Annotated in this window: 21 protein-coding genes; 13 read left to right on the forward strand and 8 right to left on the reverse strand. The window is 58.1% G+C overall.

From position 1 onward, the window contains the following. Positions 1-219: 219 nt before the first annotated feature. The 4 genes from AB4Y89_RS23100 to AB4Y89_RS23115 form a co-directional block, all read right to left on the reverse strand. A complete protein-coding gene (locus AB4Y89_RS23100) occupies positions 220-654 on the reverse strand; it encodes a DUF1801 domain-containing protein (protein ID WP_442303303.1) in 435 nt (144 codons plus the stop codon). 71 nt (positions 655-725) lie between these two features. After that, complete coding sequence (locus tag AB4Y89_RS23105; protein ID WP_442303304.1) at positions 726-3,449, reverse strand: TonB-dependent receptor domain-containing protein; 2,724 nt, start codon at positions 3,447-3,449, stop codon at positions 726-728. A 179-nt stretch (positions 3,450-3,628) separates the two neighbouring features. Then, positions 3,629-4,297, reverse strand: coding sequence for a GntR family transcriptional regulator (locus AB4Y89_RS23110; protein ID WP_442303305.1), 669 nt, complete (start codon positions 4,295-4,297; stop codon positions 3,629-3,631). A gap of 40 nt (positions 4,298-4,337) precedes the next feature. Further along, entirely contained in the window at positions 4,338-6,488 is a 2,151-nt protein-coding gene (locus AB4Y89_RS23115; RefSeq protein ID WP_442303306.1) for a M20/M25/M40 family metallo-hydrolase, read from the reverse strand. Positions 6,489-6,741: 253 nt separating this feature from the next. Between AB4Y89_RS23115 and AB4Y89_RS23120 the strand changes: the two genes are divergently transcribed. From AB4Y89_RS23120 to AB4Y89_RS23135, 4 genes are all read left to right on the forward strand, one after another. Then, positions 6,742-9,795 carry a carboxypeptidase regulatory-like domain-containing protein gene (locus tag AB4Y89_RS23120; protein ID WP_442303307.1) on the forward strand — a complete coding sequence of 1,018 codons (3,054 nt, stop codon included), beginning with the start codon at positions 6,742-6,744 and terminating at the stop codon, positions 9,793-9,795. A gap of 86 nt (positions 9,796-9,881) precedes the next feature. Continuing rightward, the gene (locus AB4Y89_RS23125) at positions 9,882-11,357 is read left to right on the forward strand and encodes a M28 family metallopeptidase (protein WP_442303308.1); all 1,476 of its coding nucleotides are present in this window, start codon (positions 9,882-9,884) and stop codon (positions 11,355-11,357) included. A 201-nt stretch (positions 11,358-11,558) separates the two neighbouring features. After that, the gene (locus AB4Y89_RS23130; RefSeq protein ID WP_442303323.1) at positions 11,559-12,899 is read left to right on the forward strand and encodes a multicopper oxidase family protein; all 1,341 of its coding nucleotides are present in this window, start codon (positions 11,559-11,561) and stop codon (positions 12,897-12,899) included. Then, positions 12,892-13,713 (forward strand): hypothetical protein, encoded by an 822-nt coding sequence (locus AB4Y89_RS23135; RefSeq protein ID WP_442303309.1) that lies wholly within the window; start codon positions 12,892-12,894, stop codon positions 13,711-13,713. The genes AB4Y89_RS23130 and AB4Y89_RS23135 overlap by 8 nt, the downstream gene beginning before the upstream one ends. A 371-nt stretch (positions 13,714-14,084) precedes the next feature. Here the strand turns inward: AB4Y89_RS23135 and AB4Y89_RS23140 are convergent, their stop codons facing one another. Next, positions 14,085-14,486, reverse strand: a complete 402-nt coding sequence (locus tag AB4Y89_RS23140) for a PepSY domain-containing protein (RefSeq protein WP_442303310.1) — start codon at positions 14,484-14,486, stop codon at positions 14,085-14,087. A 736-nt stretch (positions 14,487-15,222) separates the two neighbouring features. Between AB4Y89_RS23140 and nagA the strand changes: the two genes are divergently transcribed. The 6 genes from nagA (at position 15,223) to AB4Y89_RS23170 (ending at position 20,895) form a co-directional block, all read left to right on the forward strand. Next, positions 15,223-16,362, forward strand: coding sequence for an N-acetylglucosamine-6-phosphate deacetylase (nagA, locus tag AB4Y89_RS23145; protein ID WP_442303311.1), 1,140 nt, complete (start codon positions 15,223-15,225; stop codon positions 16,360-16,362). A gap of 53 nt (positions 16,363-16,415) precedes the next feature. Beyond that, positions 16,416-17,210, forward strand: a complete 795-nt coding sequence (locus tag AB4Y89_RS23150) for a helix-turn-helix domain-containing protein (RefSeq protein WP_442303312.1) — start codon at positions 16,416-16,418, stop codon at positions 17,208-17,210. A 172-nt stretch (positions 17,211-17,382) separates the two neighbouring features. Next, positions 17,383-17,721, forward strand: coding sequence for a hypothetical protein (locus tag AB4Y89_RS23155; protein ID WP_442303313.1), 339 nt, complete (start codon positions 17,383-17,385; stop codon positions 17,719-17,721). A gap of 167 nt (positions 17,722-17,888) precedes the next feature. Then, positions 17,889-18,776, forward strand: coding sequence for a sulfotransferase family protein (locus tag AB4Y89_RS23160; protein ID WP_442303314.1), 888 nt, complete (start codon positions 17,889-17,891; stop codon positions 18,774-18,776). A 116-nt stretch (positions 18,777-18,892) separates the two neighbouring features. Then, positions 18,893-19,873, forward strand: coding sequence for a hypothetical protein (locus AB4Y89_RS23165; protein WP_442303315.1), 981 nt, complete (start codon positions 18,893-18,895; stop codon positions 19,871-19,873). 41 nt (positions 19,874-19,914) lie between these two features. After that, on the forward strand, positions 19,915-20,895 hold the full coding sequence (locus AB4Y89_RS23170) for a hypothetical protein (protein ID WP_442303316.1): 981 nt from the start codon (positions 19,915-19,917) through the stop codon (positions 20,893-20,895). 48 nt (positions 20,896-20,943) lie between these two features. Here AB4Y89_RS23170 and AB4Y89_RS23175 read toward each other — a convergent pair whose 3' ends face one another. Both AB4Y89_RS23175 and AB4Y89_RS23180 read right to left on the reverse strand, forming a co-directional pair. Further along, positions 20,944-22,065, reverse strand: a complete 1,122-nt coding sequence (locus AB4Y89_RS23175) for a glycosyltransferase (RefSeq protein ID WP_442303317.1) — start codon at positions 22,063-22,065, stop codon at positions 20,944-20,946. A gap of 26 nt (positions 22,066-22,091) precedes the next feature. Beyond that, positions 22,092-22,883: a hypothetical protein gene (locus tag AB4Y89_RS23180; protein ID WP_442303318.1), complete on the reverse strand. Its 792-nt coding sequence runs from the start codon at positions 22,881-22,883 to the stop codon at positions 22,092-22,094. Positions 22,884-23,175: 292 nt separating this feature from the next. Here AB4Y89_RS23180 and AB4Y89_RS23185 point away from each other — a divergent pair, with 292 nt between their 5' ends. The 3 genes from AB4Y89_RS23185 to AB4Y89_RS23195 all read left to right on the forward strand — a co-directional run bounded on the left by AB4Y89_RS23185 (position 23,176) and on the right by AB4Y89_RS23195 (position 25,738). Next, positions 23,176-23,637, forward strand: coding sequence for a DUF4126 family protein (locus AB4Y89_RS23185; RefSeq protein WP_442303319.1), 462 nt, complete (start codon positions 23,176-23,178; stop codon positions 23,635-23,637). Beyond that, positions 23,634-25,010 (forward strand): FAD-containing oxidoreductase, encoded by a 1,377-nt coding sequence (locus AB4Y89_RS23190; protein ID WP_442303320.1) that lies wholly within the window; start codon positions 23,634-23,636, stop codon positions 25,008-25,010. Before AB4Y89_RS23185 ends, AB4Y89_RS23190 begins: the two co-directional genes overlap by 4 nt. Positions 25,011-25,114: 104 nt before the next feature. Next, on the forward strand, positions 25,115-25,738 hold the full coding sequence (locus tag AB4Y89_RS23195) for a response regulator (RefSeq protein WP_442303321.1): 624 nt from the start codon (positions 25,115-25,117) through the stop codon (positions 25,736-25,738). A 154-nt stretch (positions 25,739-25,892) separates the two neighbouring features. Here the strand turns inward: AB4Y89_RS23195 and AB4Y89_RS23200 are convergent. Next, on the reverse strand, positions 25,893-26,174 hold a 282-nt coding region (locus AB4Y89_RS23200; protein WP_442303322.1), incomplete at its 5' end, for an integrase core domain-containing protein.

A 26,174-nucleotide genomic window follows, 5' to 3' on the forward strand; every position in this document is an offset into this window, starting at 1 on the left:
GTGTACGTACCTTCATGGGCTTCAGTTCCCCACCACATCAGATTTCGGCAGCTTCGTCCTGGAAAAACGCGGTTGTCGGCAGCGATCATTACTGGCGATATGCGACATATCGGTACTAATCCGAACCTCGACGTTGACGAGTCTGTGATGGCGGGCCTGGACCGAGAACGGTAGATGTACATCTATTGCCAGTATTGCAGTCCGTTGACCCAAGTTGCATCAATGTTGAATGCTTGTCTGCCCAATCCCATACTGTATTGCCGCTTTCAGAACATCGACTTTTATGTCTGCTAACGTTTTGAATTTGATGCAGTACCCTGTCACGCTTGCTTTGCCGAGATCCCGCCCAAATGTCTGGGCAAGATACTTCTTGTCCTCTACTCCCATAATGTAGGCGGAAATGCCTGTTGTATTAGCACTGACACCGATTTGATAGAACTCCTTGGTTTTTCCATTGGCATATTCGATCGTTTGGGATCCATACCCAATATTTGGGTTGGAGACGATTTTTCCCTTCTCGTCTTTCCCATCTAAGAACCACAACTTACAAGCCGGCATCAACGCCAAAATCATGCCATGTAGCTCTTGCATTTCGCTACGTTTGGGCTCCGGTTGAGCAGCAATGTACTCCTGGATTTGTTTCTGCACCGTCATGTTGATCTCCTTGGCCTGGCGGTAATCCAATCTCGAACAGGGAACAAACGAATTTGCCGATACAAGGCCCACTAAAACGCATATCGAACACCGAACTCGAGCCGACGTCCGGGATCAGCAAGCACGGCGCGATCGAAAGAAGGCGAGTCGAGAATACTCCCCATCGTCGTGACGTTGGTGTGATTCAACAGATTGGCTGACCGCAGGTTGAGACTCAATGTCTGTCTGCGATCGTTGGCTGCTTTGGGATTCAGCACAAAGCGCCTGGTGAGATTGGTATCGAGGTAGATGTTCCAGGGCATCAGGCCAACGTTGCGTGCGATGGTTCCGTTGCCGCCGTTGCTGACCAGCCATCCGTAGCGTGTAGCGATGGCTCCCGGTGTCGATGCGGTAGCTAACTCCGGGCGGTCGTTGAAATTGCCATCGCCATTACGGTCGGTTCCAGTCACCAGGTTGTAGGGTGTGCCCCCGAGCACGCGGAAGACATGGGCGATCGTCAACCCGAAGGGAAGCTGTGCCTGCCCGGAGGTGACGATATTGTGCCGGCTGCGGCCGCTGATCTGTGCCCATTCGCCCGCATCGGTATTAGAGGACTGCGGTGCAAAGGTTGGTTCTTTGTCGATGGTGCCCTGCAGATCGACATAGACATAAAGCGCGTAGAACTGGATACGCTTCGATGCGGAGCTGGCGAACGAGACCGTCTCGAGGTCGCCGATAACGGAGCCGGTCTGCTGGAACTGAAGAATGTTTTCGTAGCGCGGACCGGGACGCAGGCCCTGGGGATCGTTGTTCAGCGGCGAGTTGATATTGCGTGTGCGCAGCCCGCTCCACTGCCGGATATGGACCCAGCTTGTGCTGACGTTCCATCCCTTGGCCCAGCTGTAGCCCGCGGCCAACTGGCTCTGGATCGAGGGCGGCTGGGTGAGGGAAGGCGCGTTGCTGCGGATGGTTTTGATGATGGTGCCGGCGGGCATACCGGAGACGTAGAGCGGTGTGTAGATCGTCTGGCCTTTGCGTTGCGTTCCATCCAGCCGCCGCGCCTCGGCGATGGTGGTGGTGGCGACCGGTGTCAGAAAGAGCCCTAAGCGGCCGCTGAGTGACCATTTCCGTTTCTTGTCGGGCACCCAGGATGCGCCGAGTCTTGGAGTGATGTTGCTGACAGAGAGCGGCTCCGTCTGCACGGCATAGCGCAGACCTCCGGTCATCTGCAGCCGGTCGGAGAACTTCCACTGGTCCTGGACATAGAGCGATGCGCGGAACTGGTTGAAGTTGTTCCCCGGCTGACCTGCCACGTTGGAGAAGGTCGTTGCCGTACCGCCCGCCAGGTTGCGCTGTGCCCGGCGATACTGCTCCAGTCCGTCGAAGACGATGCTGGTGCCGGCGATGGGATTTCCCTGGGCATCCAGCTCCGGTCCGGTTCCACCGCCGAAGAGATAGGTTCCGTTGAAGCCCTGGAGAGTCTTGATCCGCTCAAAGTAATCCTCGACCTGCACGCCGAGCTTCAGCGAATGTTGCTTCCGGGTAACGACGACATCATCCAGCGCCTGGATTACGGTCTCGCGATTCCGCGAAGTCTGAATGTCAGCTCCACCCGAGGTGAAAGCGCCGGCGACCTGTGCCTGTGTCGCGGTGGAGTTAGGCGTGTCCTGCTCATCGCGATAGCGCACGCTGATGCGGAACTCCTGCATCAGGCGAGGCGAGACCGTCGTGACGTCACTCAGGCGCAGTGTATGTTCCGCCTGGCTACGGCCATAGCCTGCCTCCTGCAGCGTGATGCCGCCGGTGCTTACGTTTTCGAACTGATTCACGTTGGCGGTATAGCCGGCGATGAGGACGTTCCGTGGGCTGGTAAGAAAGCTGACCCGGGCATTGCCCTCCCACAGATGCTGTGGTGTCGGCACATTCTGCACCAGCAGCGCGCGGTTTCCGGCGGTGTCGAGCACCGTGGCGTTTACAACTGCAAAGTCGTTGATCTCGCGGTGTTCCAGGCTGAGCGAGAAGTCGCGATCGTGATGGAAGAGAGGGCCGCTGAGGTCGAAGCCGGTACGCCGCCGCGTCAGTGCTGCGCGCCTGGTCGAGAGCGGGTCTTTCGCATTGAACCCCGCCTCGCTGTCATTGAAGAACAGATCGCCGTGCAGCCGGCTCTGGCCGGGCTTGGTGTAGATCTCGATGCGTCCGCCGTCATAGGGGGCTTCTGTAAACTCCGCGGAAAAGAGATCGGGATTGATGCGGATGAACGCAATCGCGTTCTTCGGCGGCATGCGGCTTTCCAGTCGAAAGCCATCCACCGTAATCAGGGGGACACCGCCAAGACCGCCCGCAGCCGCGGTGTAGGACTGCAGCTGCCGCTGCAGATCATCCGGATCGTCGGCCAGGTCGGTAACCTCGCTGCCTGCCAGGGTGCGTTCTCCAGTGGCGGTATTGACCTGGGCCGAGGAGACGCTGATCTCCTCCTGAACGGACTCGATCTGCAGCACGACACGCAGACGGCCGGCGCGTGAGGGCGAGATGCTGACAGAGCGTTCCGCGAATCCATCGGCCGAGACCTGCAACGTATGCGTCTGTGCGCTGACGCAGTTGTAGGTGAATTCGCCCCGCTGGTTCGACCGCTCCGGGGGCAACTGATCGAGCGTCAGAACGGCGCCGACGATAGCGGCTCCGGTCGAGTCGACGACCTGGCCGTTAACAGCAATGCCCTTGGGGCAGGTCTCTTGTCCTGCAGCTCCGAGAGGAAGAAGGACCGTCAGCGAACAGAGCGTGACACGCTGCCGAAGATGGAGAAAGGCCAGCCTCATGCAATGTTCCGGGTGGGGTATCGGGCGGGAACAGCAGAACGGCCTGTTGCGTCGGGATTCGATGGGTACTTCTCAACCATGGAATAGGCGCCCTCGAAAATGCCGGATCAAAGTCACTGTACGGAGAAACAGCCAGGCTTTCAACGAAATATTCACCGGGCTCCGTAGCGGGAGACGAGCTATCGCATGCTCTGATCCAGTTCGTTCTGGCTGCGCAGCAATGCATCGCGCACAAAACGGATGTGGTCTCGTGTTGCGGTGGCGGCGCCCTCACGATCGCCCACCTGCAGCGCGCGGGCAATGGCATGGTGGGCCGCCGGTGTATCCGGCGAAGTGAGCTGGTAGGTCTGGCAGCGGCAGAGCCAGAGCTTGTCCTGGATATTGCTATGCGTACTTGAGAGCTGTTCGTTACCGGTAGAGACCACAATCAACCGGTGAAAGACGATGTCTTCTTCGATATATGCGGTCTTGTTGTCCAGCGCCAGCAGGTCGGTTGTGCGTTCCAGGCTCTGGTCCAGGGCCTCCATGAACTCCGCTGTGATGGGCACAATCTGCGTGGCATAGACCTCCAGAGCCTCACGCAGCTCGTACAGGTCAGAGATCTCTTTGGCGGTGAAGCGGCGAAGGTAGATGCCTTTGCGCGGTTCAATCCGCAGAAGGCCCTCGTTCTGCAAAGCATTCAAGGCTTCACGCACCGGCGATTTGCTGATGCCCAGGTGTTCGGCAAAGAAGCTTTCGGTCAGTCGCTCGTCGATCGAGAAGTTGCCGCCGAGGATGTACTGCTTGATGCTGCGGTGAGCCTGATCTGTCAGTGTTTCGAGGGGTGCAATCCGTTCCATTACCGGCATGTGTCAAAAGCCTTTCGCGCCGTGGGCGCACGGTCTTAGTTTATCGTTCAGAGGCCGGATTCCACTCTCTTGCCAGAGCGGTGACGATGGAAGCCAGCGCGTCCAGATCGCGCAGGTCCATCACTTCACCCGGGGAGTGAGAGTTCCGCAGCGGCCAGCTCAGCGCAACATCAGTCGAGCCATACCGCTGGAAGGCAGCACCATCGTTGCCTCCTCCGGTTACGCCGTACTGTACCGGAATATGGTGAGCCGTGGCGATGGCCTGCACCTGCCGTACATCAGCCCAGGGAACAATATTCGAGTTATCGACGGCGCGGACCAGGAAACCCTGCCCCAAAATGCCATCGGCATAGCGTTTTGACTCGAGCGGCGAGTCGGACGAGACGAACGTATCGATCGCGAAGACCGTCGCCGGAGTGGTTCCAGCTTTGGCGGAGGACTCAGCGTAAGCCACCGCACCCAGCAGGCCAAGCTCTTCGCGGGTCGACCAGACGAAGGTCAGATTGCGGGAGGGTTTCTCGCCCAGCTCCCACACGGCGCGGACCAGGGCGGCGCAGCCGACCCGGTCATCCAGGCTGCGGATGGAGACACGCCGGTTCAGCAGTGTGTGGAAGGTCTTGGGAATAGTGACGAAGTCCCCGGCCTTGATCCCCATTGCGGCGACCTCCTCGGCGGAGCCGGCGCCGACGTTCAGCGTGGCCGGCGACCGGAAGTCCGTAGGGAAGTGGAACTGCGCGGTGTCGAAGTTTTGAGGCAGACCGACAACGGCGGAGCGCATACCCGCAGAGGTGTGCACCACCGCAGGATGTCCCCAGTAGAACGAGGTAGTGCCTCCGCCTTTATTGTCGAGCTGGATCGTGCCGTCCGCATCAATCGCGCGGATGCGGAAACCAAGCTCGTCTGTATGCGCCATGAAGACGGTATTGGGTCCGGTGGTGGGACCGAGGTGGAGCACGAGATTGCCGGCAGCGTCCGTGGTTGGATGCGCCCAGGCGGGCAGCATCTTCTCCACGGCCTCACGCGGCATTGTCTCTACTTCACTGACGCCGTAGGCCAGGGTGAGTGTCTTGAGCAGGGCATCGTTTGCGGGAGCCGCGTTTGGCCGCGAGATCGCGGTATAGGTTGCCGGTGCAGGCGTGGCGGGAGTGAAGGTCGGAATAGAGACGCCGAGGTACTTGCCGACGATCGCGGCGAGAGCATCGAGATCGTGCGCATCAATCATCTCGCCCGCGGTCAGCGGATAGAGGATAGGCACGCTCAGGTGAGCGGTCTTCTCCGGCAGTGTGGGGGCGGGGCCATAGCCGCGTGTGACAAAAGACGCGCCCTGCGCCTGTTGTAGCGATGCGGCGTTAAGCCAGTCGCCGGACTTCGAGGAGCCGGAGAGCGTCAGCACAGCTCCCGTGCCTGGTTTCGGGAACGTCGGTAGAGGCTCATTGCGCTCGGCGGCTGTACGCACCGGCCGTAGCGTTCGGCCGAGATAGAGCAGCTCATCCGGATGCGTCTGCTGCAGCACCCGCGCCAGGCCGCGTGAACCGGCCCACTGCTGGGTCACGAAGGCGAGGGTGACAGTGCCATTGGGGGTACCGTGGCCAAGCGCTTCGGCCGTAGCCAGCAGGAGGGCGGCGCCGAAGCGGTCGCCGACAGCCGTGCCGGAGTAGGTATGAGTTCCTACGACAGAGAGGGAACGCTCGGCGGCGAGCGGGCTCAGCAGATCGACTCCGCTGGCCAGCACCTCCGCGCGCGAGCTCGCACCCAGATCGACGTAGAAGTTGTCGATATCGTCAGGGTCAGGCACGGCGGCGCGTCCGGGCGTGAGGTGAATGGAAAGTCCGGCGACGATGGCAGGGCGCTGCTCACCCTTGCGTGTGGTGATCACCATCGGCTGGGCGTTGTGCATCTCGTTGTAGTGCGGCGGAAGCCCAGTCTGCGGAAGGCGGGTAACGCGCAGATAGCCGTCGTCCTCGATATGGCTGACGACGTATCCCGGCTCATCGATCGGAGCGACTAGAAGTCGATGCGGGGCTCCGGAACCAAAGGTGACGAGGACGTTCCCCATGTTGTCCCGCTGCGGATGGAATGCGGCGAGACGCTGTTCGATGCGGTGGGAGAGCTCTGTCTCATAACCGCTGACGGCAAGGGTATCTGTCAGGGATTTGAGGGCGCCGGCGGGTCCGGCATTTTGAGCAGACATGGCAGCCGTACCGCCGAGGAGACAAACAAATGACAGGAATCTTAGACGCATACCGTCCTTAGGCATGGGGATTTCGTTTGGTATCTGATATATTACGTCGCTAAGCGGTCCCATTATTTACCCAAAATTTAAGACCCGGAGAGGACGCCTTGCGAGAGGCGCGAATCTCCGGAGACACGGTCTCTGGAAAGAAAGGCTGCAACGCATAGCCCTATCTGCCGGAGGTCCAGGTAGTTCGTTTGGAGGTCGTTTTATGAGAAAGCTATTGACCATGGTCATCGCCGTTACGCTGGCGGTAACTGCCGCAAAGGCGCAATCCACCGCAACACTTTCAGGTACTGTGAAGGACTCGTCCGGCGCCGTACTGAGAGATGCACAGATTTCCGTGCGCAATCTTGGCACGGGCATCGAACGTACCATCACCTCTGACAGCGCAGGACAGTTTGTTGTTCCTTCGTTGCCTCCAGGGGACTACACCGTCAAGGTAACCGCAAGCGGCTTTGGCTCCTACACCGTCGAGAAGCTGACGCTGCAGGTTGACGCGAAGACCAACATTGATGTGCCGATGTCAGTGGCATCGACCGGTGAGAGCGTCCAAGTGGACTCCAGCGCTCCGCTCATCGACTCAGAATCGATCACCGTCGGTCAGGTCATCGATCGCCAGACGGTGCAGGAGGTGCCGCTCAACGGCCGACACTTCCTCGACCTGACGGTACTGACACCCGGTGGTGTCACCGCCCCGGCGGCCGGCAGTCTTACGACGCCGAGCCGTGGCTTGGGCGCCAACTCGTTTGTTACCGCGGGCAACCGCGAAGACTCAGCCAACTTCCAGATCAACGGCGTCAACCTGAACGATATGGTGCAGAACCAGATCACGTTTCAGCCTTCGATCAACACCACCTCTGAGTTCAAGATCAATAACCAGACCTTTTCGGCGGAGTACGGCCGCTCGTCCGGTTCCGTCGTTAACGTCAGCACGCGCTCGGGAACGAATCAGTTCCACGGTGAAGCCTTCGAGTATCTGCGCAATGAGGCGCTGGATGCGCGCAACTATTTCAACCCCAAAGGACAGCACATCGCTCCACTGAAGCGACATAACTTCGGCGGCGCTCTCGGTGGTCCTATCTGGAAAGAGCATACTTTCTTCTTCGCCAGCTACGAAGGCCTGCGCCAGGCACAGGGTTTGACCATCAACAGTGGTGTGCTGACCGATGCGCAGCGTGCCGGTGTTACTGATCCTGTGGCGCAGAAGCTGCTGACTCTCATCCCGAGAGCGAACGACAGCACCGGCACCCGCTATCTCGGCATCGCCGCCGGGCCCGTCAGAACCGACCAGGGCACGCTGGATATCAGCCATGTCTTTAGCCCCTCCGACACGGTGCACGGTTTCTACGCAATTCAGAAGGACAACCGTACCGAACCCACGCTGCAAAACAACACGATCTCGGGCTTTGGCGACAATCGTGCAGCCACCCGTCAGATTCTCACGCTGAACGAGACACACATCTTCAGCCCGAGGCTGGTGAATGAATTCCGTCTGGGCTTCAACCGCATCTCGATCTCGTTCAACCCCAATGTGACCACCGATCCGACTACTCTGGGTCTGAGCACCGGCACCAGCGGTCCGGTTGGAATTCCGCAGATCACCATCACTGGCCCGAACCTTAACTTCGGTGGACCTTCGGGATTCCCGCAGGGACGCTTTGACACGCTGGGCATTCTCTCCGATGCGGCAACCTACACTGTAGGCAAACATTCGCTTAAGTTCGGTGGCGAGTTTCGCCGCTTCCTCAACGCAAACTTCTCAGGAGACACGGGCACCATCGGCTTCAATACTGTGGCGAACTTCCAGGCCGGCCGTGCAAACAGCTTCACTATCACGCCGACACAGACTACAAGTCGTATCTACGTCAATGCAGTGGGCGGATTCCTTCAGGACTCGTGGAAAATCACGCCTACCCTGACGGCTGAGCTCGGCCTGCGGTTTGAATGGAATGGTTCACCAGTGGACGGGGCTAACCGCTTGGTGCTCTTCGATCTGCCAAGCACTTCGCTTTACCAGGTGGGCACCAATGGCATCGGCAACAGTCCCTACACACAGAATTACAACTATGAGCCCCGTGTTGGTTTCTCGTATGACGTCTTCGGCAACAACAAGACCGTGCTGCGCGCGGCCTATGGTTACATGGCTGACCAGCCGGAGAGCAATGTCGTAAGCGGACTGAATGGAAATCCACCGTTCGCCAACCGTGTGACCTACAGCAACGCAACCACCACGATTCCACTGTCGAGTCTGTACGCTTCGGCCGGCGCCGCAGGTATCGGCATCAGCGGAGTCCAGCGCAACCTGCGTAATGCTTATACAGAGACCTTCAACTTTAACGTGCAACAGGAGCTCCCGTGGGGACTCGTCGGATCGATCGGCTACTACGGTTCCGTCGGTAAGCATCTGCGGACGCCGCTGAATGTGAATCAGCCGAATGCCTCGGGTGTGCGTCCGTTTCAGGCGATCTCCGCAAGCAGTCCGATCTCGCGGAACGCAAACATCAGCGGCGTCAACATCACGCAGGTATCGTCCATCGGCATGTCGAACTACAACGCCATGTGGTTGACCATGCGGAAGAACTTCCGCAATGGCCTGAACTTCAACTTCAACTACAACTACTCAAAGTCGCTGGACACCGGCTCTCTGAGCGGTACAGTCCTGCAGGATGCAACCCGGCCTTACCTGAACTACGGTCCGTCGGACTATGACACGGCGCACCGAATCTCGATGAACGCGATCTATGCGTTGCCGTTCAAGGGCAATCGTCTGGTGGAAGGCTGGCAGCTTTCGGGCATCTCGCAGTGGCAGACAGGCAATCCGTTGAACGTCACTACGACCTCAACCTTCACCGGAACCGCCAATGTTCTGCATCCAAACCTGTTGGCTCCGGTGCAGTACGGTCTTACCCGTCCCAGTGCGACGACCGTGCAGTGGTTCAATCCGGCAACCTGCGCCACGGCGACCGCTGGTTGCATCTTCCAGCTTCCTTCCACCGGATTCGGCAACCTGGCTCGCAATGCTCTCCGCGGACCCGGATTTGCAGACACCGATTTCTCGATTGAGAAGAACACGACCATCTATGAGGCGGTGAAGTTCCAGCTTCGCGTCGACGCGTTCGATATCTTCAACCACCCGAGCTTCGGAAATCCGACGACCTCGGCGAACTCCACCACCTTCGGCATCATTTCGTCCACACGTTTCCCGGTCGGCGATCTTGGCTCTTCGCGCCAGTTACAGATCGTCGGTAAGATCATCTTCTAAATACTGCTTCTTCCAGGTGCGGCGCTTCGCCTGGTGCGAGGCGCCGCTTTTCACGCCAACTCAACTTTCCTTGACGGAGTATTTTGATGATGAAGGTTCGCGGTATCTTTGCGGCGGTGACGATTTTCTCTCTTCCTTGCCTGCTCGTTGCACAACAGAAGCCGCACCCGGCAGCCGCTGTGAAGCTCGACTTTGAAGCGGTGGGCACGCCTATCAAGGCTGATCCCATTGATGCACAGATTACGGCGGCGCTGAAGCAGGTTTCTGCCGAGCGCATCAAAGCCAACATCACCCGTCTGGTCGAGTTCAACAACCGGTCTACGATCTCCTCTACCGAGACCGATCTGAAGCCCGGCACCGGTGTGCTGGCCGCTGCTGACTGGATCAAGTCGCAGTTCGAGAGCTACAGCAAGGAGTGCGGCGGATGCCTCGAAGTCTCCTTTGACGAGTCCGTCGAGCAGCCGCAGGCCGGCTTCAACAACAGCCGCCCACGCATCATCAAGCCCACGCCGCTGCACAACGTTGTCGCCATCCTGAAGGGAACTGATCCCGTCGCGTCAAAGCGCATGTACCTGGTGACCGGCCACTATGACACACGCGAGACCGACGTGATGAACACGCACGATTTCGCTCCGGGCGCGAATGATGACTCCAGCGGCACAGCCGTCTCCATGGAAGCAGCACGCGTACTCAGCAAGCTCAAGTTTCCGGCAACACTCGTCTTTGTCACGGTGGCCGGTGAAGAGCAGGGCCTTAACGGATCGCATCATCTCGCAGAACGGGCCCGCAAAGAAGGCTGGGAGCTTGAAGGCGTGTTGAACAACGACATTGTCGGGGGTGACACCACGCCCGGCGACAAGCTGCAGTCCAAGCAGCGGATCCGCGTCTTCTCGCAGGGCATTCTGCCGTCGGCGCCGATCGAGCAGATCCGGCAGACACTGAATATTGGGGCTGAAAACGAGACACCCTCGCGTCAGCTCGCGCGCCAGGTGCTCGCGGTCGGAAGAACTTACTTTCCTGGAACCTTTCATCCGGTGATGGAGCTCCGCCTGGACCGCTTCCTGCGCGGCGGCGATCATCGGTCGTTCAGTGAGGCAGGTTTTGCGTCAGTCCGCTTCACTGAATGGCGCGAAAACTTCGATCACCAGCACCAGCATGTGCGTGTAGACAACGGCAAGGAATATGGCGACCTGCTGAAGTATGACGACTTCGACTACATCGCCAGGGTGGCGAGGCTGAATATCGCGACATTGGCGACATTGGCCAATTCGCCCGGCATTCCGCAGAACGTTCGTGTGACCACATCGAACCTCGACAACGACACGATTCTGAAGTGGGATGCTCCGCAGAGCTACACGCAGCCGGTGACCTACCAGATCGTATGGCGTGAGACCACGGTGAACGACTGGCAGTATGTCGTGGATGCGACACAGTTCCCAGGGAAGGATGCGAACAGTACGCGTCTCCCGGTTTCAAAGGACAACGTCTTCTTCGGCGTGCGCGCCTGCACCACAGCGGGGATCTGCAGCCAGGCGGTCGGACCTGTTCCAAGTCGCGAGTAGAGCGTTTTCCCTGCGGGCGTGATGTAGAGCTTCCGCCTCTATGGGCGTTTTCATTCCGGAAAACGCCCATAGAGGCACAAGCCCGCGCTAACCCGGGAAATGCTCCAGCGATATCTGCGACTGAAGTCTGCCTTCCAACGTCAACTACGTGTACGTTGTACCTGAGTATGTGGAAGGAGATGCAAAGTCGGGTTGGCAAGAATGGGAACGATCTCGCGAAGAAGCTTTGTGCAGCAGGCCGGCCTGCTGGCTGGTGCGACGGCGCTCCGTGCGGCGGATGCGCCCGTGGACTACACTCTGGAAATCGCAACGACGAAGGTCGACCTCTCTCCAAAACACTCGATCCGGACAACAGCCTATAACGGACAGGTTCCGGGACCGTTGCTGCGGCTTCGCGAGGGCAGGCCCGCCCGTATCAAGGTGACCAACCGCAGCGCGAACCCTGAGATCGTCCACTGGCATGGGCTGTTTCTTCCATCGGCAATGGATGGAGCTATGGAAGAAGGCTCGCCGATGATTGCGCCCGGAGCTTCCCTGGTTTACGAATTCTCTCCCCGTCCGGCCGGTTTTCGCTGGTTCCATACGCACACCTTTGCCGGGGGTGACTTTAGCAAGGGGCAATATACCGGCCAGCACGGGTTGCTGTATGTCGATCCGGCAAATGAGCCTGGACAGTTCGATGCCGAGTTTTTCCTCACGCTGCACGATTGGCAGGGGCAACTGCTCGGTAGCGACGATGGCTCCATGAATCCGTCCTACGATATCTCCACCATCAATGGCCGCGTGCTGGGCTATGGAGAGCCGTTGCAGGTGCGTCAGAACCAGCGCATCAAACTGCAGATTCTGAACTCCAGCCCGACCGAAATACATTGGATTTCACTTGCCGGGCATCGTTTTGAAGTAGTAGCTCTGGATGGAAATCCGGTTCCGAAGCCACAACTCGTGTCGATGTTGCGCCTTGCTCCCGCGGAGCGGGTAACCGCGTTTGTGACGATGGACAATCCCGGCGTGTGGATACTGGGCGAGGTTCGCAAACATGTGCAGGCGGCGGGCATGGGCATTGTCGTGGCTTATGCCGGCGCAAATGGAAAGCCGGTATGGCAGCAACCGCAAACCTTGAGCTGGGACTACACGATATTCGGTGCGCCAGAAGCTAAACAGAACGAAGCAGTCGAGGTGATTCCCCTGGTGTTTTCAGCTAAGTTCAAGGGGCATGGAGCGATGGAAGAGTGGTGTATCAACGGAAAGTCATACCCCGACACCGACTCGCCCGTGTTGAAAACCGGGCAGCGCTATCGGCTGCTCTTGAAAAACCCGAGTCTCGACGATCATCCCATCCATCTGCATCGTCATGTCTTTGAGCTTCTCAGTCTCTCGGGAACCGGAGCGACGCGAGGCATTCTGAAAGACACTGTCCTGGTACCCGCCCGTGGCGAGGCGGCTGTGGAGTTTGTCGCAGACAATCCCGGATCGACACTCCTGCACTGTCACCAGCAGAACCATATGGACCTCGGCTTCATGATGGTGTTCCGCTATGCGTGATCTGATCGGACGTCGCGGGCATGTAGTGTTATGGGGCGTAATTTTCGGCCTGGCCGGATGGCTGGCGCCCAGGGCCTATGCCCAAGGGAACTACGAGATTCAGGTCTACGGATCGGATACGGTCTTGCCGAAGACCACCATGGTGGAATTGCATTCCAATTTCACAGCGAAGGGACAGCGGTACCTGATCGACGGCGTCTACCCGACCAATCACCAACAACACGAAACCATCGAGATCACGCAGGGCATCAATAACTGGTCCGAAGTTGGTTTCTATATCTTCACCAGCGAGCAGGATGGACATGGCTTGCAGTGGGTCGGTGATCATATTCGCCCACGTGTGCGTGTGCCCGATAGTTGGCATTGGCCTGTCGGAGTCAGCATCTCCACCGAGGTGGGATATCAACGGGCCGTGTATTCGCCGGACACCTGGACATGGGAGATTCGGCCCATCATTGATAAGTCATTTGGCCGCTGGTATTTCTCTGTAAACCCGGCACTGGAACGTACGTGGCATGGTCCGGACGTCAACCAGGGACTTGGCTTTGCCCCGGGGGTGAAAGCGAGTTACGACTTCACCCGCGCGATCAGCGCTGGTGTTGAGTACTATGCCGACTATGGGCGGGTTGGGGCTTTCGACATTCTGCACAATCAGCAACAACAGATCTTCGCCGTAAGTGACCTGAATATCTCTCCGCAATGGGAGATTAACTTTGGGGTCGGTCTGGGGGCAACTTCGGCCACAGATCACCTGATCATCAAAGGAATTATTGGCCGGCGTTTCTCCTGGGGCAAGCATCCCGAGATCGAATAGAGCCTGTGGTGTAAGGCTTCTACATCTATGGGCGTTTTCCGCAATGAAAACGCCGTTGCGCGGCTCTTCTGAGATACCTATGGTATTTCGACAAGTCGCCTTACTGAAGAACTATTGATCGGGCCTTCAGCCCTCTATGTTTCTCCCGCCCGAAACCTGGGGCGTTGCCCCAGGCTGGTATAGAGCGCGCCTTCAGCGCTTATATTGGCCGGGGGCCCCACCCTCGGGGTCCCCAACGAACTTGTTCGTTGGGGTGAACGCTCGCAACGCGAGGGTGGGTTAGGAATACTCCTAAATTCCTATCAAAAACTCAAATCGAATATGTCTATACACCACAACAACAGGGAAATGCTCTAGGCGCTGCAACGGTATTAAAACAACTCCAACAGCAGAGGAACTAAAACTCCAGCTACCAGCGCTCCACTGACTGCCACTTTGTTTCTTGCATACCGATACGACATGTACAACCCTGTCAGTGTCGAGATAAATAGACCGAGCGAGACCAGGACGAAGAAGATCTTTATCGGTAATGGGGACCGTTTCGTCTCTGTCTTCTTTGCTGTCCCGTCGTGCTCTTCCTCCGCACGTTTGTTCTCGCTCTTCTCATCTGATTTCTTCTTTGGTGGCGGCACCGCAAATGTTGCGTTCTTATGCAGTTGCGAAAACTGCTGGACCCAGCGCGGCGGAGTATAGGATCCATCTTTCGAGGGCGACTGCAGAGAGAATGTCTGCCATGCGCCGGTCAGCGCAAAGAAGAGGATCGCGGGTGTCAAGAACACTCCCATGTACAGATGTATCGCTCGTGCTGTTTTTACGATGAGGTGAGATCTTGTCATTGAATCTTCCGGTTTCAGGTAGAAACAGATAGAAGAGGCAGGGAACACTTTTCTTCCGGTTCGATAGCTCGATTGAAGCTATGTCGTCTTAAGGCAACCTTAGGAACACTGAGTTGTTACGAAGAATTCACCAGGCGTCAGTGGGATCTTCACAGCACGGTACCGCAGCGGCTAAAGCCGCACCTGTGCCAGCTTCAGTACGGCATGGCTGAAGCCATGCCCTTAAGCAAGACGGAGCGCCGATGGCGCTTTGCAAATGGACACCGCAAGACTTAGCCTCACCTATCGGTCCCTACGGTACGAGTTGATCGAGATGAAGCTCGCCACAGACTCAGCCAGCCGATGCGCGTAGCGCAACCAGTTCGCACCAAAGGTGCGAATGCCTTGCTTAAGGGGACGGCTTCACAGCTTGCGGAAAAACTCGACTTTTTCGGAACGAGCAAAAACGCCTCAAAAAAAATCGCGCCAGGATGCCCTATAAACGATCCGTAGCCATTGGGTGATTATTTTCTATCCTTCAATTTTTGCCGTTTTGCGCGCGAATCGAGTTTTTCCGCAAACTGTTCAGCCGTCCCGTGCAGGAGTCGCACAGGCGGCGGCTTTAGCCGCTGAGGTACCGCTCGAATCGGCCCGTAACTCTTCACTTCTGCCTCCGCTGTTACCATCTGGTGTGATGAAAAGACTGAGTGCGAGGGCGCTTGTTACTTGCTCTGGCGTAGTAGAGTATCCCGTCATCACCATCGACGATGGGCGAATTGTGCGCATCGCGAACCGCGACGAAGAGACAATCGATCGTGTCGATTATGAGTTCCCCGATTGCACGCTGACGGACGGATTTCTTGACATCCACTTTCACGGCATCGCCGGCCACGATGTGATGAACGCTTCGATGGAGGGACTGGGAGAGATCGCACGTCACCTTGCCCGCGCCGGCATCAGCCGCTTTCTGCCTACGACGGTGACGGCTGCTCTTGATGAGACGCTCACCGCGCTGGAGAACATGGCCACCTTCATCGAGGCCGGCACGGTTGAAGGAGGAGCGCAGGCCGCCGGAATCCATATCGAAGGTCCGTTTCTTTCGCACGGCAAGCGAGGCATGCACCCTGCCGAATTTCTGCTGCCCCCTTCTCCGGAGCTGCTGAAGCGCCTGTGGGAGGCATCGCGGGGAAACATCCGGCTGATGACCATCGCACCGGAGCTTCCAGGTGCGTTGGAGACGATCCACTATGCCGTCAGCCTGGGCATCCGCTGCTCCGTGGGGCACTCCATGGCGACGCGGTCCGAGACTCTGGCAGGCATTGAGGCCGGGGCAGTGTCGGCGACGCATACTTTCAATGCCATGCGCCCGCTCGATCATCGCGAGCCGGGCATCCTGGGTGTCGTCCTGGACCGCGACGATCTCTACGCGGAGCTGATCTGCGACGGTATGCATGTTGCCCCGGAGATGGTGCGGCTATGGCTCAAAGCCAAAGGGCGGGAGCGCGCCATTCTGATCACCGACTGTCTGGCAGCGGCAGGCATGCCGGACGGAACCTATAAAGCCGGCGGTACGGTCGTGCGCATCAAGGGCTCGGCTTGTATCACCGACGAAGGCACGCTGGCGGGAAGCATCATTACTCTCGATCGAGCGGTGGAGAACTTGCTGCAGATGACCGGAGCTCCGTTGCCAGTCGCTGCGAGGTTGGCAGCGAGCAATCCTGCACGGATGCTGGGGCTTCCTGAAGAACTCGCACAGGGAGCGTGGGCCGACTTCAACCTCTATGGGCCGCAGAGAGAGCGGCGAGGCACGATGCTTCGCGGGGAATTGCTGTAGCGGCTTTCATTTCCTTTGCATCGGCGTTGTCGGCAGCCTCATCCCATCCTTTGATGAGTGCCACGCGCCATGCCGTTCGCAGACCTGCCGCGCCGTTGCGCCCCTACATCAGGGAGATGCTCTGGGTTCGGTCTGAGGAAGACCGCGTCCAGACCCTTCTGCCGGAGTCAAGCATGACGTTGGCATTGCGTGTTGCAGGAGCCGTCACCCGCGGGACAGACCGGCTACCCGGCATGGTGATCTCAGGGGTACAGGTCCATGCCCGGAGTCTTACCCATGCGCGTGGGGCAGAGACCGTCATTGTGCGTTTTACTGAGGCCGGCGCTGCTGCATTTCTTCGTGAGAGCGCAGGGCAGTTCTCCAACAAGACCATCGATCTTCTGGATGTGCTGCCGAAGGAAATCCGATCCCGTTTCAAAGACCTGCCGGAGAGTCATGCCACACCGGAGGGATATTTCGATACGGTAGAGCGGCATCTTGCAGACCACCTCCGCGCGGCGGGGGAGATATCGCGTCCCATTGCAGAAGCCGCGGCGATGATCCGCAGGCATGGTGGCAAGCTGCGAAGCGAAAATCTGGCTCGTGCCGTCGGCATGAGCGAGCGAGCTCTGGAGCGCGCGTTCCTGCGTGAGGTCGGAGTCCGCCCGAAGATGCTGAGCCGGCTGGCTCGCCTGGAGCACGTATGCGAGTTGTGGGATCGCGGGCATTCCCTGACGGATGTGGCACAGCATGCCGGATACACGGACCAGCCGCACATGGTGCGCGATTTCCGCGATCTGACCGGGGCGAGTCCTCGCCGCGTCTTCAGCAGCGGCCAGCCGCGAAACCTGCCGGTTTTTTACAAGTAAGCAGCCTGTCCCGCCGGATAGCTTGAGGACATACGGCTGTTAGAGCATTTTCCCTGTTGCTGGGTCTCCCGAAAGAGGGCATGCAGGGCGCTTTCATTGCGGAAAAGGCCCATAGATGCAGAAGCCCTGCACTACACCTACAGGAAAAATGCTCTAGCCGGGGAGGGATGTAATGAATCGTTACATGATGTTGTTTCGTGGAACCAGAGCGTTAACCGAATCGGAGTTGGAGCAGAGGGCTATTGCGATTCAGAACTGGGTCGCAATGGTTCGCCAGAAAGGGATCAACCTCGACCCTCGCATCCTGGACCAGGTGGTGGGGACGTACAGTGAGAAGGGTGGCGCAGTGGCTTCCGAGGCTGCCTCGAAGGATCCTGCCCTTGCGGCCGTTGTGTCGTTCGAGGCAGCAGACGATAAAGCTGCCGAGGCTATAGCAGAGGCTCACCCTAGTCTGCACTACGGCGTGATTGTCGAACTGCGGCGCTGGCAGTCTCCGGCGCCTCGCAGTTGACATTTTGAAGGTGCAGCCGACACTGGCCTTATTCATGAGACGAAACGCAGGCCTCGGGAAATTAACTTCTGGGGCCTGCGTACTGTTCTTCCGTTGCATCTCTTTTGCTGACCACGGAGAATAGGAAGACTTCTTCTCCATTTCAACTCAGGATCTGCTTTCCAAGGATGCACTTTCTCCCGCAACCACCTTTCCCCTGCCTAGTTGGGGCTCCCCGTTCGGGAACGACACTCTTGCGGATGATGCTGGATGCGCATCCGGAGATGGCGATTCCACCGGAGACAGGCTTCCTTCCGCGTGCTGCGCACATCCATCTTCCTGGCCTGCGCAGGCAGCGCCTGTTTCGTATCGTGACCGGAACGCCCCGGCGCTCGCCGACGTGGCACGATTTTGGGATTGCTAAGGAGGATCTCCAACGTTCTCTTGCGGCCGTGGAACCTTTTACGGTCAGCGAAGGAGTACGCACATTTTATCGTCTATACGCGGCAAATCATGGCAAAGTCCGTTTCGGTGACAAGACGCCTTTGTATGCCCTTGAGATGCCGGCGATTCAGAGGCTTCTTCCCGAAGCGCGCTTTATTCATCTGATCCGCGACGGCCGTGATGTCGCTTTATCGCTGCGAAAGACCTGGTTTGCCCCATCGCAGGAGATAAATCATCTCGCCCAGTATTGGAAGCGCATTGTTACCAGGGCTCGTGAGGATGGAAACAAGGTGAACCATTACCTTGAAGTGCGCTTCGAAGATCTGGTTGCCGATTCGGAGAAGGTTCTCTCCCGGGTCTGTTCCTTTCTCGACCTGCCGTACGATCCGGCGATGCTGCTCTATTGGAAGGGCGCGCCTGAACGTTTGAAAGAGCATAAGGCAAGGCAGCGGAGAGACGGCACGGTTCTGGTGTCTCAGGACCAGCGGTTCCAGCAACAGCGGCTTACAACCAAACCGCCCCAGGCGGAACGAGTGGGCATCTGGGTTCAGGAGATGACGCCGGAAGAAAAGCAGGCGTTCGCGGATGAGGCAGGTGATCTGTTGCGAGTACTGGGATATGACTTCAGGTGACCTTTGTGCTTTGATCCCATGAGAATGGGCTTTTCAATTCGCGGCAAATGATTTATCAGTGGTTGTCCTCAATTTTCCAGTCGTCTCGATCACTGAGATTTCCACAGGTAGGCTCAATGAAATTTCTCACTTATGCAGCCGCCGCCGTTCTGTGCGGTGGCCTTGTTCTGTCTGCGCATGCACAAACTGACACCTACGTATCCGGTGTTGGTGATGATGTAAATCCCTGCAGTCGCACCGCCCCGTGTAAGACATTGGCAGGAGCTATTTCCAAGACTTCGGCCGGCGGTACCATTACCGCCATCGATCCTGGTGGTTACGGCACGGTTACCATTACGAAGGCGATCACCATCAATGGCGGCGGCTTCCTTGCAAGTTCGCTCCATAGCGGTGTGACCGGTATCGCCGTCAATGCAGGCGCTGCGGACACGGTTGTTTTGAAAGATATATCCCTTAACGGCGCAGGGACGACGACTGGGCCCATCGGCATTCGTTACCTTGCCGGCGGCCGCCTGGTTGTTGAAGGCGGAATCATTCAGGGATCGACAACCGGAATCAACGTGACCCCCAACGCCAACGCGATATTGAATCTTGTTGTGCGGGATACGATCTTTACCGGAACCGGAAGCGGTAGCGCCATCCTTGTGGCGGCTGCGACGGGCAGCACGCTGAGGGCTGTCGTCAGGAATGTCAACGTATCCAACTACGCAAATGGAATCTCAACATCGGTGGCCGGCAATATCGATGTGACGAAGAGCACCTTCACGCAGATTTCAGGATCTGCTCTACTCGCGAATGCAGGCACGATTACGAGTACATCCAATAATTTCACCCTCAACGGATACGCGATGCAGGCGGTGACGGGAGCAGCAATTTACGCGGATCGCAATGTCATCTCGTCGAATTCTGTTGCCATCTATGCCAATGGCGGTGCGATTAAAGGCAATGACAACACCCTCTTTGACAACGGCACAGGAGTTTCCTGCGGCAACAGTCAATCGGGCACATTCAACTCGACCGGGAATAACCGAAAGGCCAATAACGCAGGCGGTCCAGTTCTACCGTGCCAGTACACGGGTGGTATCAACCTTCAATAGTGCTTTATCTACGGCGATTACAAGATTTCAGGAGCTCCGCCATGTCGTTCTCTTATCGTACGTTTGTACTTCTTTTATGTGCCGCCGGCCTACCACTCTCCGCTGCCGCGCAAGCAACCAGGACCTGGGTGTCGGGCGTCGGTGACGACGCCAATCCCTGCAGCCGTACAGCGCCCTGCCTGACCTGGGCCGGAGCCATCTCGAAAACCGCTGCAGGTGGAGAGATTGATGCCCTGGATCCCGGTGACTTCGGCGCCGTAACCATCACAAAGGCGATTACGATCGCGGGATGGGGTGACCTCGCCACCATTATGCACACGTCCGGCAATGGCATCAACGTGGTTGCGGGAGCGGCAGATACTGTGGTTCTCAAAAACCTGCTGATTAATGGCAACAAGACCGGAACGTATGGCATTCAGTACACGTCCGCCAAGCAGGTCGTACTGGAGAACGTTCTGATCACCAATGAAGCAACGGCCGGTGTCCGACTCTCTCCCTCGTCAGCGGCCTTGAACCTTTCCGCAAGGAACGTCAGTATGAGCACCAGTGTCACCGCTCAGGCAGGTATCAACGTGGCCGCCGGTTTAGGCGCCAATGTTGAGCTGCGGAACGTTTCTATCGAAGGGTTCGCCAGCGGCGTAATTCTGAATGGGGGGGTGCTGGATGTGGCCGACTCGGCGATTACGCAGAACTCCGGCGATGCGATCAATATCGTCGACGGGAAGGGCCATGTCACGCTCTCGTCCCTGACCAACAACGGTACCGCCGCCGAGACGACAGGCGCAACCGCCTTTCTTTCAATTGAGCGCAGCACAATTGCGGCGAATAACCAGGCAATCGTGGCGACTGCCGGTACGATCCGTATCCACGATAACTCTATCTATGAAAACAAAACCGGTATCTCATGCGGTTTGAATGCTCCCTTTGGCACCGTCGCTTCGACCGGTACGAACCGGAAGGCGAACAACGTCGGCGGGGCTTATCCAGTTTGCGGCAGCGTAACCCCAATTACCTTTCAGTAGCGTTTGAAGGAAGAGGCGAGTTCCCTATAGGAACTCGCCTCTTTGCTTTCAGAGAGAACCTTTGCTGCTGAATCGCCATAGCAACCGATGTACGGTCCTGTGGACAAGACCACCAATCACTGGAATCTGTTTGAGCTTGGCGATTTGATCTTTTTCCCACTCTCTCCGCTGAAAGGCATGCCACTGCTTGATATACAGAGAGGCCGCACGGCCTTCTGCCTCGCGATCAATCACATCGGAGGTGAAATCTCGTAAGACATCGGTATAGATAGCAAGCCATTGGTTTGTGGCCTCCTCCAGGCCGGCCTCTGAACGGATCCTTTGACTCACGGCGGCCGCATCGGCAGGATCGTATCTCTGAATCTCGTGCAGCAGGGCCTCTGCTTTGAGCGGTTGTGTGAGCAGGGCACGCCCGAAGTTCTTGCGGCGCATCTCGTCGAAGCTCGTCGTTGTCACGTACGGTCCGGTTCCCGCAAAGTCGCAAAGGATAACGGCACATCCTGTTGCCATGGCTTCCAGTGCGCAGCGTGCTTTTGCGAAGACAAGGTCGTAGCCGGGAAGCTCTTTTTCGGGGGCACTGCTGGCGGTTCCGGTTCCCGCGCCCATTACATCCAGAGAGATGCCGGCGCGGGCGCATGCTTTTCGTACCTCTGGCAAATAAGTGTCGTTGCGGGCATAGTTGCTGAAAAGCAATGCGCGGCTCGGCTTTGCAGGTAGGGGCGAACGCGGGAGAAAACGATCGAGGTCTACTGCATTCGGCATTAGCGGAACCTCGCCGGCAGCGGAGCCTACCGTCTGCAGAACCCTGTTCCGGCAGCGATCGTCCACGGCGAAATACCGGCGTATCCGGGGGAAATAGATCGGTTCATCAATGATGCTGCTGCCGTCGTGGCTGAGATAGATGGCGGGTGTTTCAGGGTAATAAAGCAAGGCTTCCATCAACTGCTGATGATGGTGTCCGTGAATGATGTCCGGAGCCCCACCGATCTGCGCCAGGTTATTGGTCACCTGGATTCCGTTTGCATGCAGCTCCTCCGCAATAGCCCCAAGCTTCCCAGCAAAGACGATCGGCGTGTGTCCCGCACGTGCAAAGGCGCGGGCGAGATCCCGGACCACCACCTCCGTGCCGGTGTAGGTCTCGAAGATGGCGTTGGTGATAAGGATCTTCACCGGGAAGGCTTCAACTCCCTGACCTTTTAGTTCTGGTCAACATAGTCACGCAGGCCGCGGAAGATTGGAAGGATGTGGTCCTTGTATCGCAAAACATGCGTATATTTGCCATCTGACACACGCTGTTCTCCCCTTAGCTCATAACCCGGCTTATAGTCTTCCAGTGCGATCGTCCATCCTGTCGAAGGCACGAGCGTCTCATTGCGGAAGTACTCGATCCCCTTGCATGCAAGGGCCCTATCAACTTCATCCCGCAACTCGACGTAGCAACGGGCTGCCTCGACCTTGTCATAAAGACAGGCATCGTCCAGTTCGAGGTGGATTGCCTCGTCTGCCTTTTGGGAAGGGGCGCAGCCCTCCCACTCTGTCAGGCAAAATGAGTATCGCCGGATCGCGCGACGCGTCCGTTTCCGTACCAGTTCCACGGCCGCCTCTGTTAACTCAAAGCAGATATCGTGCGTTGGGTTATAGCCTTCGCTGGCATCGCTTACGACTACCTCGATCTGTGCGTCGGTTAATGCGGTAGCAATGGATTCAACAACCTCGCACAGCGGTTCCAGTGAACCAGAGAGCATCATCTCGTAGATGGCCTGGTCCGTAAACCGTCCATAGACCGTTCCGATCGGAGCCCTTAGCCCCTCCAGGATTTTGGTTGTTGCGTCCAGACGGCTTACTCCCGAAGTTCCCGAGCCATCTGTGATGACAAAGGTGAGAGGGCGAACGGAACGTGTCCATCCATAGACCCGAAGTTCATGGCCGGGATGGCCAAGGATCAAAGCAGCGGAGGCCTTCGGTTGAAAGCGGAGCGTATGCGGCATTTTTAAAACGTGAACCCTGAAAGCGTTGCCATGTGGGCAGCCGGATCCCGGCGGCGAGACCAGGCTGCAGACAATAAATGGAGCTGTGTGATTCGTTCGAACAGACCCCAAAAATAAATGGATGCTCTTTAAGCATATCGCGGGCATTTGTTAGAGCTTATTTCTCCTACTCCAAAGTGTGGCCTCCCTTCCTTTCCTAAGGGGCTTCCCCGGAACCTTCGGTGCGAGTAGTTTGGAAGGCGCTGGGCTCCTGTCTCTCATCCTGAATTGAACGAATCTGGAGGGTGTGCCGATGCTGATCGTCGTCCTATTTCTATTTGGTTTTGTCTCTGGCCTGCGTGCTTTAACGTCCCCGGCGGGCGCAAGCTGGGCAGCGCATCTGGGGCTGCTTACCGTAACCGGGACTTCGTTTGCCTTCATGGGATCGAAGTGGACGGTACTGATTTTCACGGTGCTGGCCATCGGCGAGCTGATTAACGACAAGCTGCCGAAGACGCCGAGCCGTAAGGTGCCGCCGCAGTTCATTGCCCGCATCGTGATGGGCGCCCTGGCCGGCGGAACCGCCGGTGCGGCCCACAGCGTGCTCGCTTACGGTGTGATTCTGGGTATCCTTGGAGCTGTTGCCGGAACCTATGGCGGCGCATGGCTGCGGGCAAAACTGACCGAAGTGACGAAGTCCGCGATCGGTGCGGCGTTGCTGGAAGACGCTCTCGCCATTGTGCTGGTGGTTACCGCAATCCGGGGGGGTGCATGACCGAACGCTATGACGCCATAATCATCGGGGCCGGCCAGGCCGGCCCGGCTCTCGCCGCACGCCTGAACGCCGCAGGACAGACCGTGGCGCTGATCGAGCGCAAGCTCGTCGGCGGAACCTGCGTGAATGTCGGCTGCACGCCCACCAAGGCGATGGTGGCATCGGCATACGCGGCCCATATCGCCCGCCGCGGAAACGACTATGGCGTCAGGCTGGATGGGGCGGTGCGGGTCGACCTGGAGACCGTAATGGCCAGGAAAAACGGCATCGTCGAAGCCTCGCGCAAGGGACTCCTCTCCTGGATCGGCAGCATGGAACGCTGCACGTTGATCCAGGGGCAGGCGGTCTTTGAATCACCGACGACTGTCCGTGTAGGGGACCGTCTCCTGGAAGGCGCCCGCATCTTTCTGAACGTAGGCGCACGGCCGATGTCGACGGTAGAGGGCCATGAAGGCGTGCCCGCGCTGACCAGCACGACTGTCCTGCAGCTGCGCGAACTGCCTCAGCACCTGGCGGTGGTCGGCGGCAGCTTTATCGGCCTGGAGTTCGCACAGATGTTCCGCCGCTTCGGCAGCGAGGTGACGGTTGTGGAACGGAATCCGCGCATCATCTCCCGGCAGGATGAAGATTCGAGCTCCGAGCTTCAAGCCATTATGGAGGCGGAGGGGGTCCGGTTCCGGACCCACGCCAACTGCATTCAGTTGCACAAGAGCGAGCGTGGCATCAAGGTATCGCTCGACTGTGAGCACGGAGAGCCGGAAGTGGAAGCATCGCACGTTCTGTTAGCTACCGGGCGCAGACCCAATACGGACGATCTCAATCTGCAGGCAGCCGGCGTGCAGATGGATGCTCACGGATTCGTGGTCACCGATGAGCATCTCCGCACCGCCAGCCCAACCGTATGGGCGATGGGAGACTGTAACGGACGCGGAGCTTTCACGCATACGTCCTGGAACGACTACGAGATTGTCGCCGATAACCTGCTCGACGGCGGTACTCGCTCCGCCGCGGACCGTATTCCGGCCTATGCGCTCTTCAGCGATCCCCCGCTGGCGCATATCGGAATGACGGAAACCGAAGTGCGGCAAAGCGGAAAACCCGCCTTGATCGGCAAACGCCCGATGTCCCGTGTGGGGCGCGCGGTGGAAAAGGGAGAGTCTGCCGGCTTCATGAAAGTGATGGTTGACGCGGAGTCGCGCCGCATTCTGGGAGCGACGATTCTCGGCGTCGGCGGCGATGAGGCAATTCATTGCCTGTTGACCTGCATGTACTCACGGCAGACCTACGATCTTGTCGCCAGGTCAGTGCATATCCATCCCACGGTCTCTGAACTGCTCCCCACCATGCTGCAGGAGCTCAAGCCTCTGGCGTAGCGGTCGCGATTTTCCATTCCACCAACCCTTTCGGGTGTGGCGCACCGCATTGCGGCGAGTGATATCGTTTCTCTACTGCTATATCCCCCCAGGGAGGGCTGCTTATGAACTCCCCGATCCGTGTACTCACTGTCGACGACCATCCTTTGATGAGGGATGGTATTGCCTTCATCATGCAGAAGGCGCCTGACATGGAGCTTGTGGCCGAAGCGACGAACGGAGCCGAGGCCGTAGTTGCGTACCGTAAGCACCGTCCGGATGTCACGCTGATGGATCTGCAGATGCCCGTAATGAACGGCATCGAGGCGATTCAGGCGATCCGGCAGGAGTTTCCCAAAGCGCGCATCGTCGTGCTGACAACTTATTCCGGCGATGTGCACGCAACCCGAGCCCTGCAGGCCGGCGCCATGGGCTTCATCCTGAAGGGCATGCTCGGCACCGAGCTGATCGACACCATCCGCGCGGCACATCAGGGACGCAAGCGCATCTCGGATGAGATCGCTCACGGCATGGCAGAGCATCTGGGCTCGGAGTCGCTCTCCACACGCGAGCTCCAGGTACTGCAGGCTGTCGCCTCCGGCTGCTCGAACAAGATCGTCGCCGACCGCCTCAGCATCTCTGAGGATACGGTGAAGGGCCACATGAAGAATGTGCTGGCGAAGCTGCAGGCCAACGACCGCACGCATGCCGTGCTCATCGCATTGAAACGCGGAATTCTGGAAGCTTAAACCGTCAGTCTGGCGAGGCTATACTCTCGTTGCCCCATTCTTTGTCGCAGACAAAGGGTGGGGTCCCCGGCGAACTTGTTCGCTGGGGTGACAAGGGTGGGGTATGCGTTGTGCGCGACCGTTTTCGTACCCCAACCCGGGTGCCTGTAGGAGGTCAAGAGGTTGTTGACATCTGGAGCCTGCTGATGGGCGGGCGTAGGTTGAGGCTAGCATGAGGTCTTTGTTGGTTGTAGAAGTCKGTCCAAGGGGCGAGTTGGGTGTCTCTTTGTTCTGAGTTTTCCCAGTGAGCCGCATAGGCCCATTCTCTGAGGGCGGTCTGGATGAAGCGTTCTGCTTTCCCATTGGTTCTTGGGGTGTAGGGTTTTGTTCTTCGATGTTTGATCTGCATCGCGGCACAGGCGGCGCGGAACTTGTGTGAGCGATAGGCGCTTCCGTT

It is taken from the genome of Terriglobus sp. 2YAB30_2, from assembly GCF_052114765.1.
Taxonomy (GTDB): Bacteria; Acidobacteriota; Terriglobia; order Terriglobales; family Acidobacteriaceae; genus Terriglobus.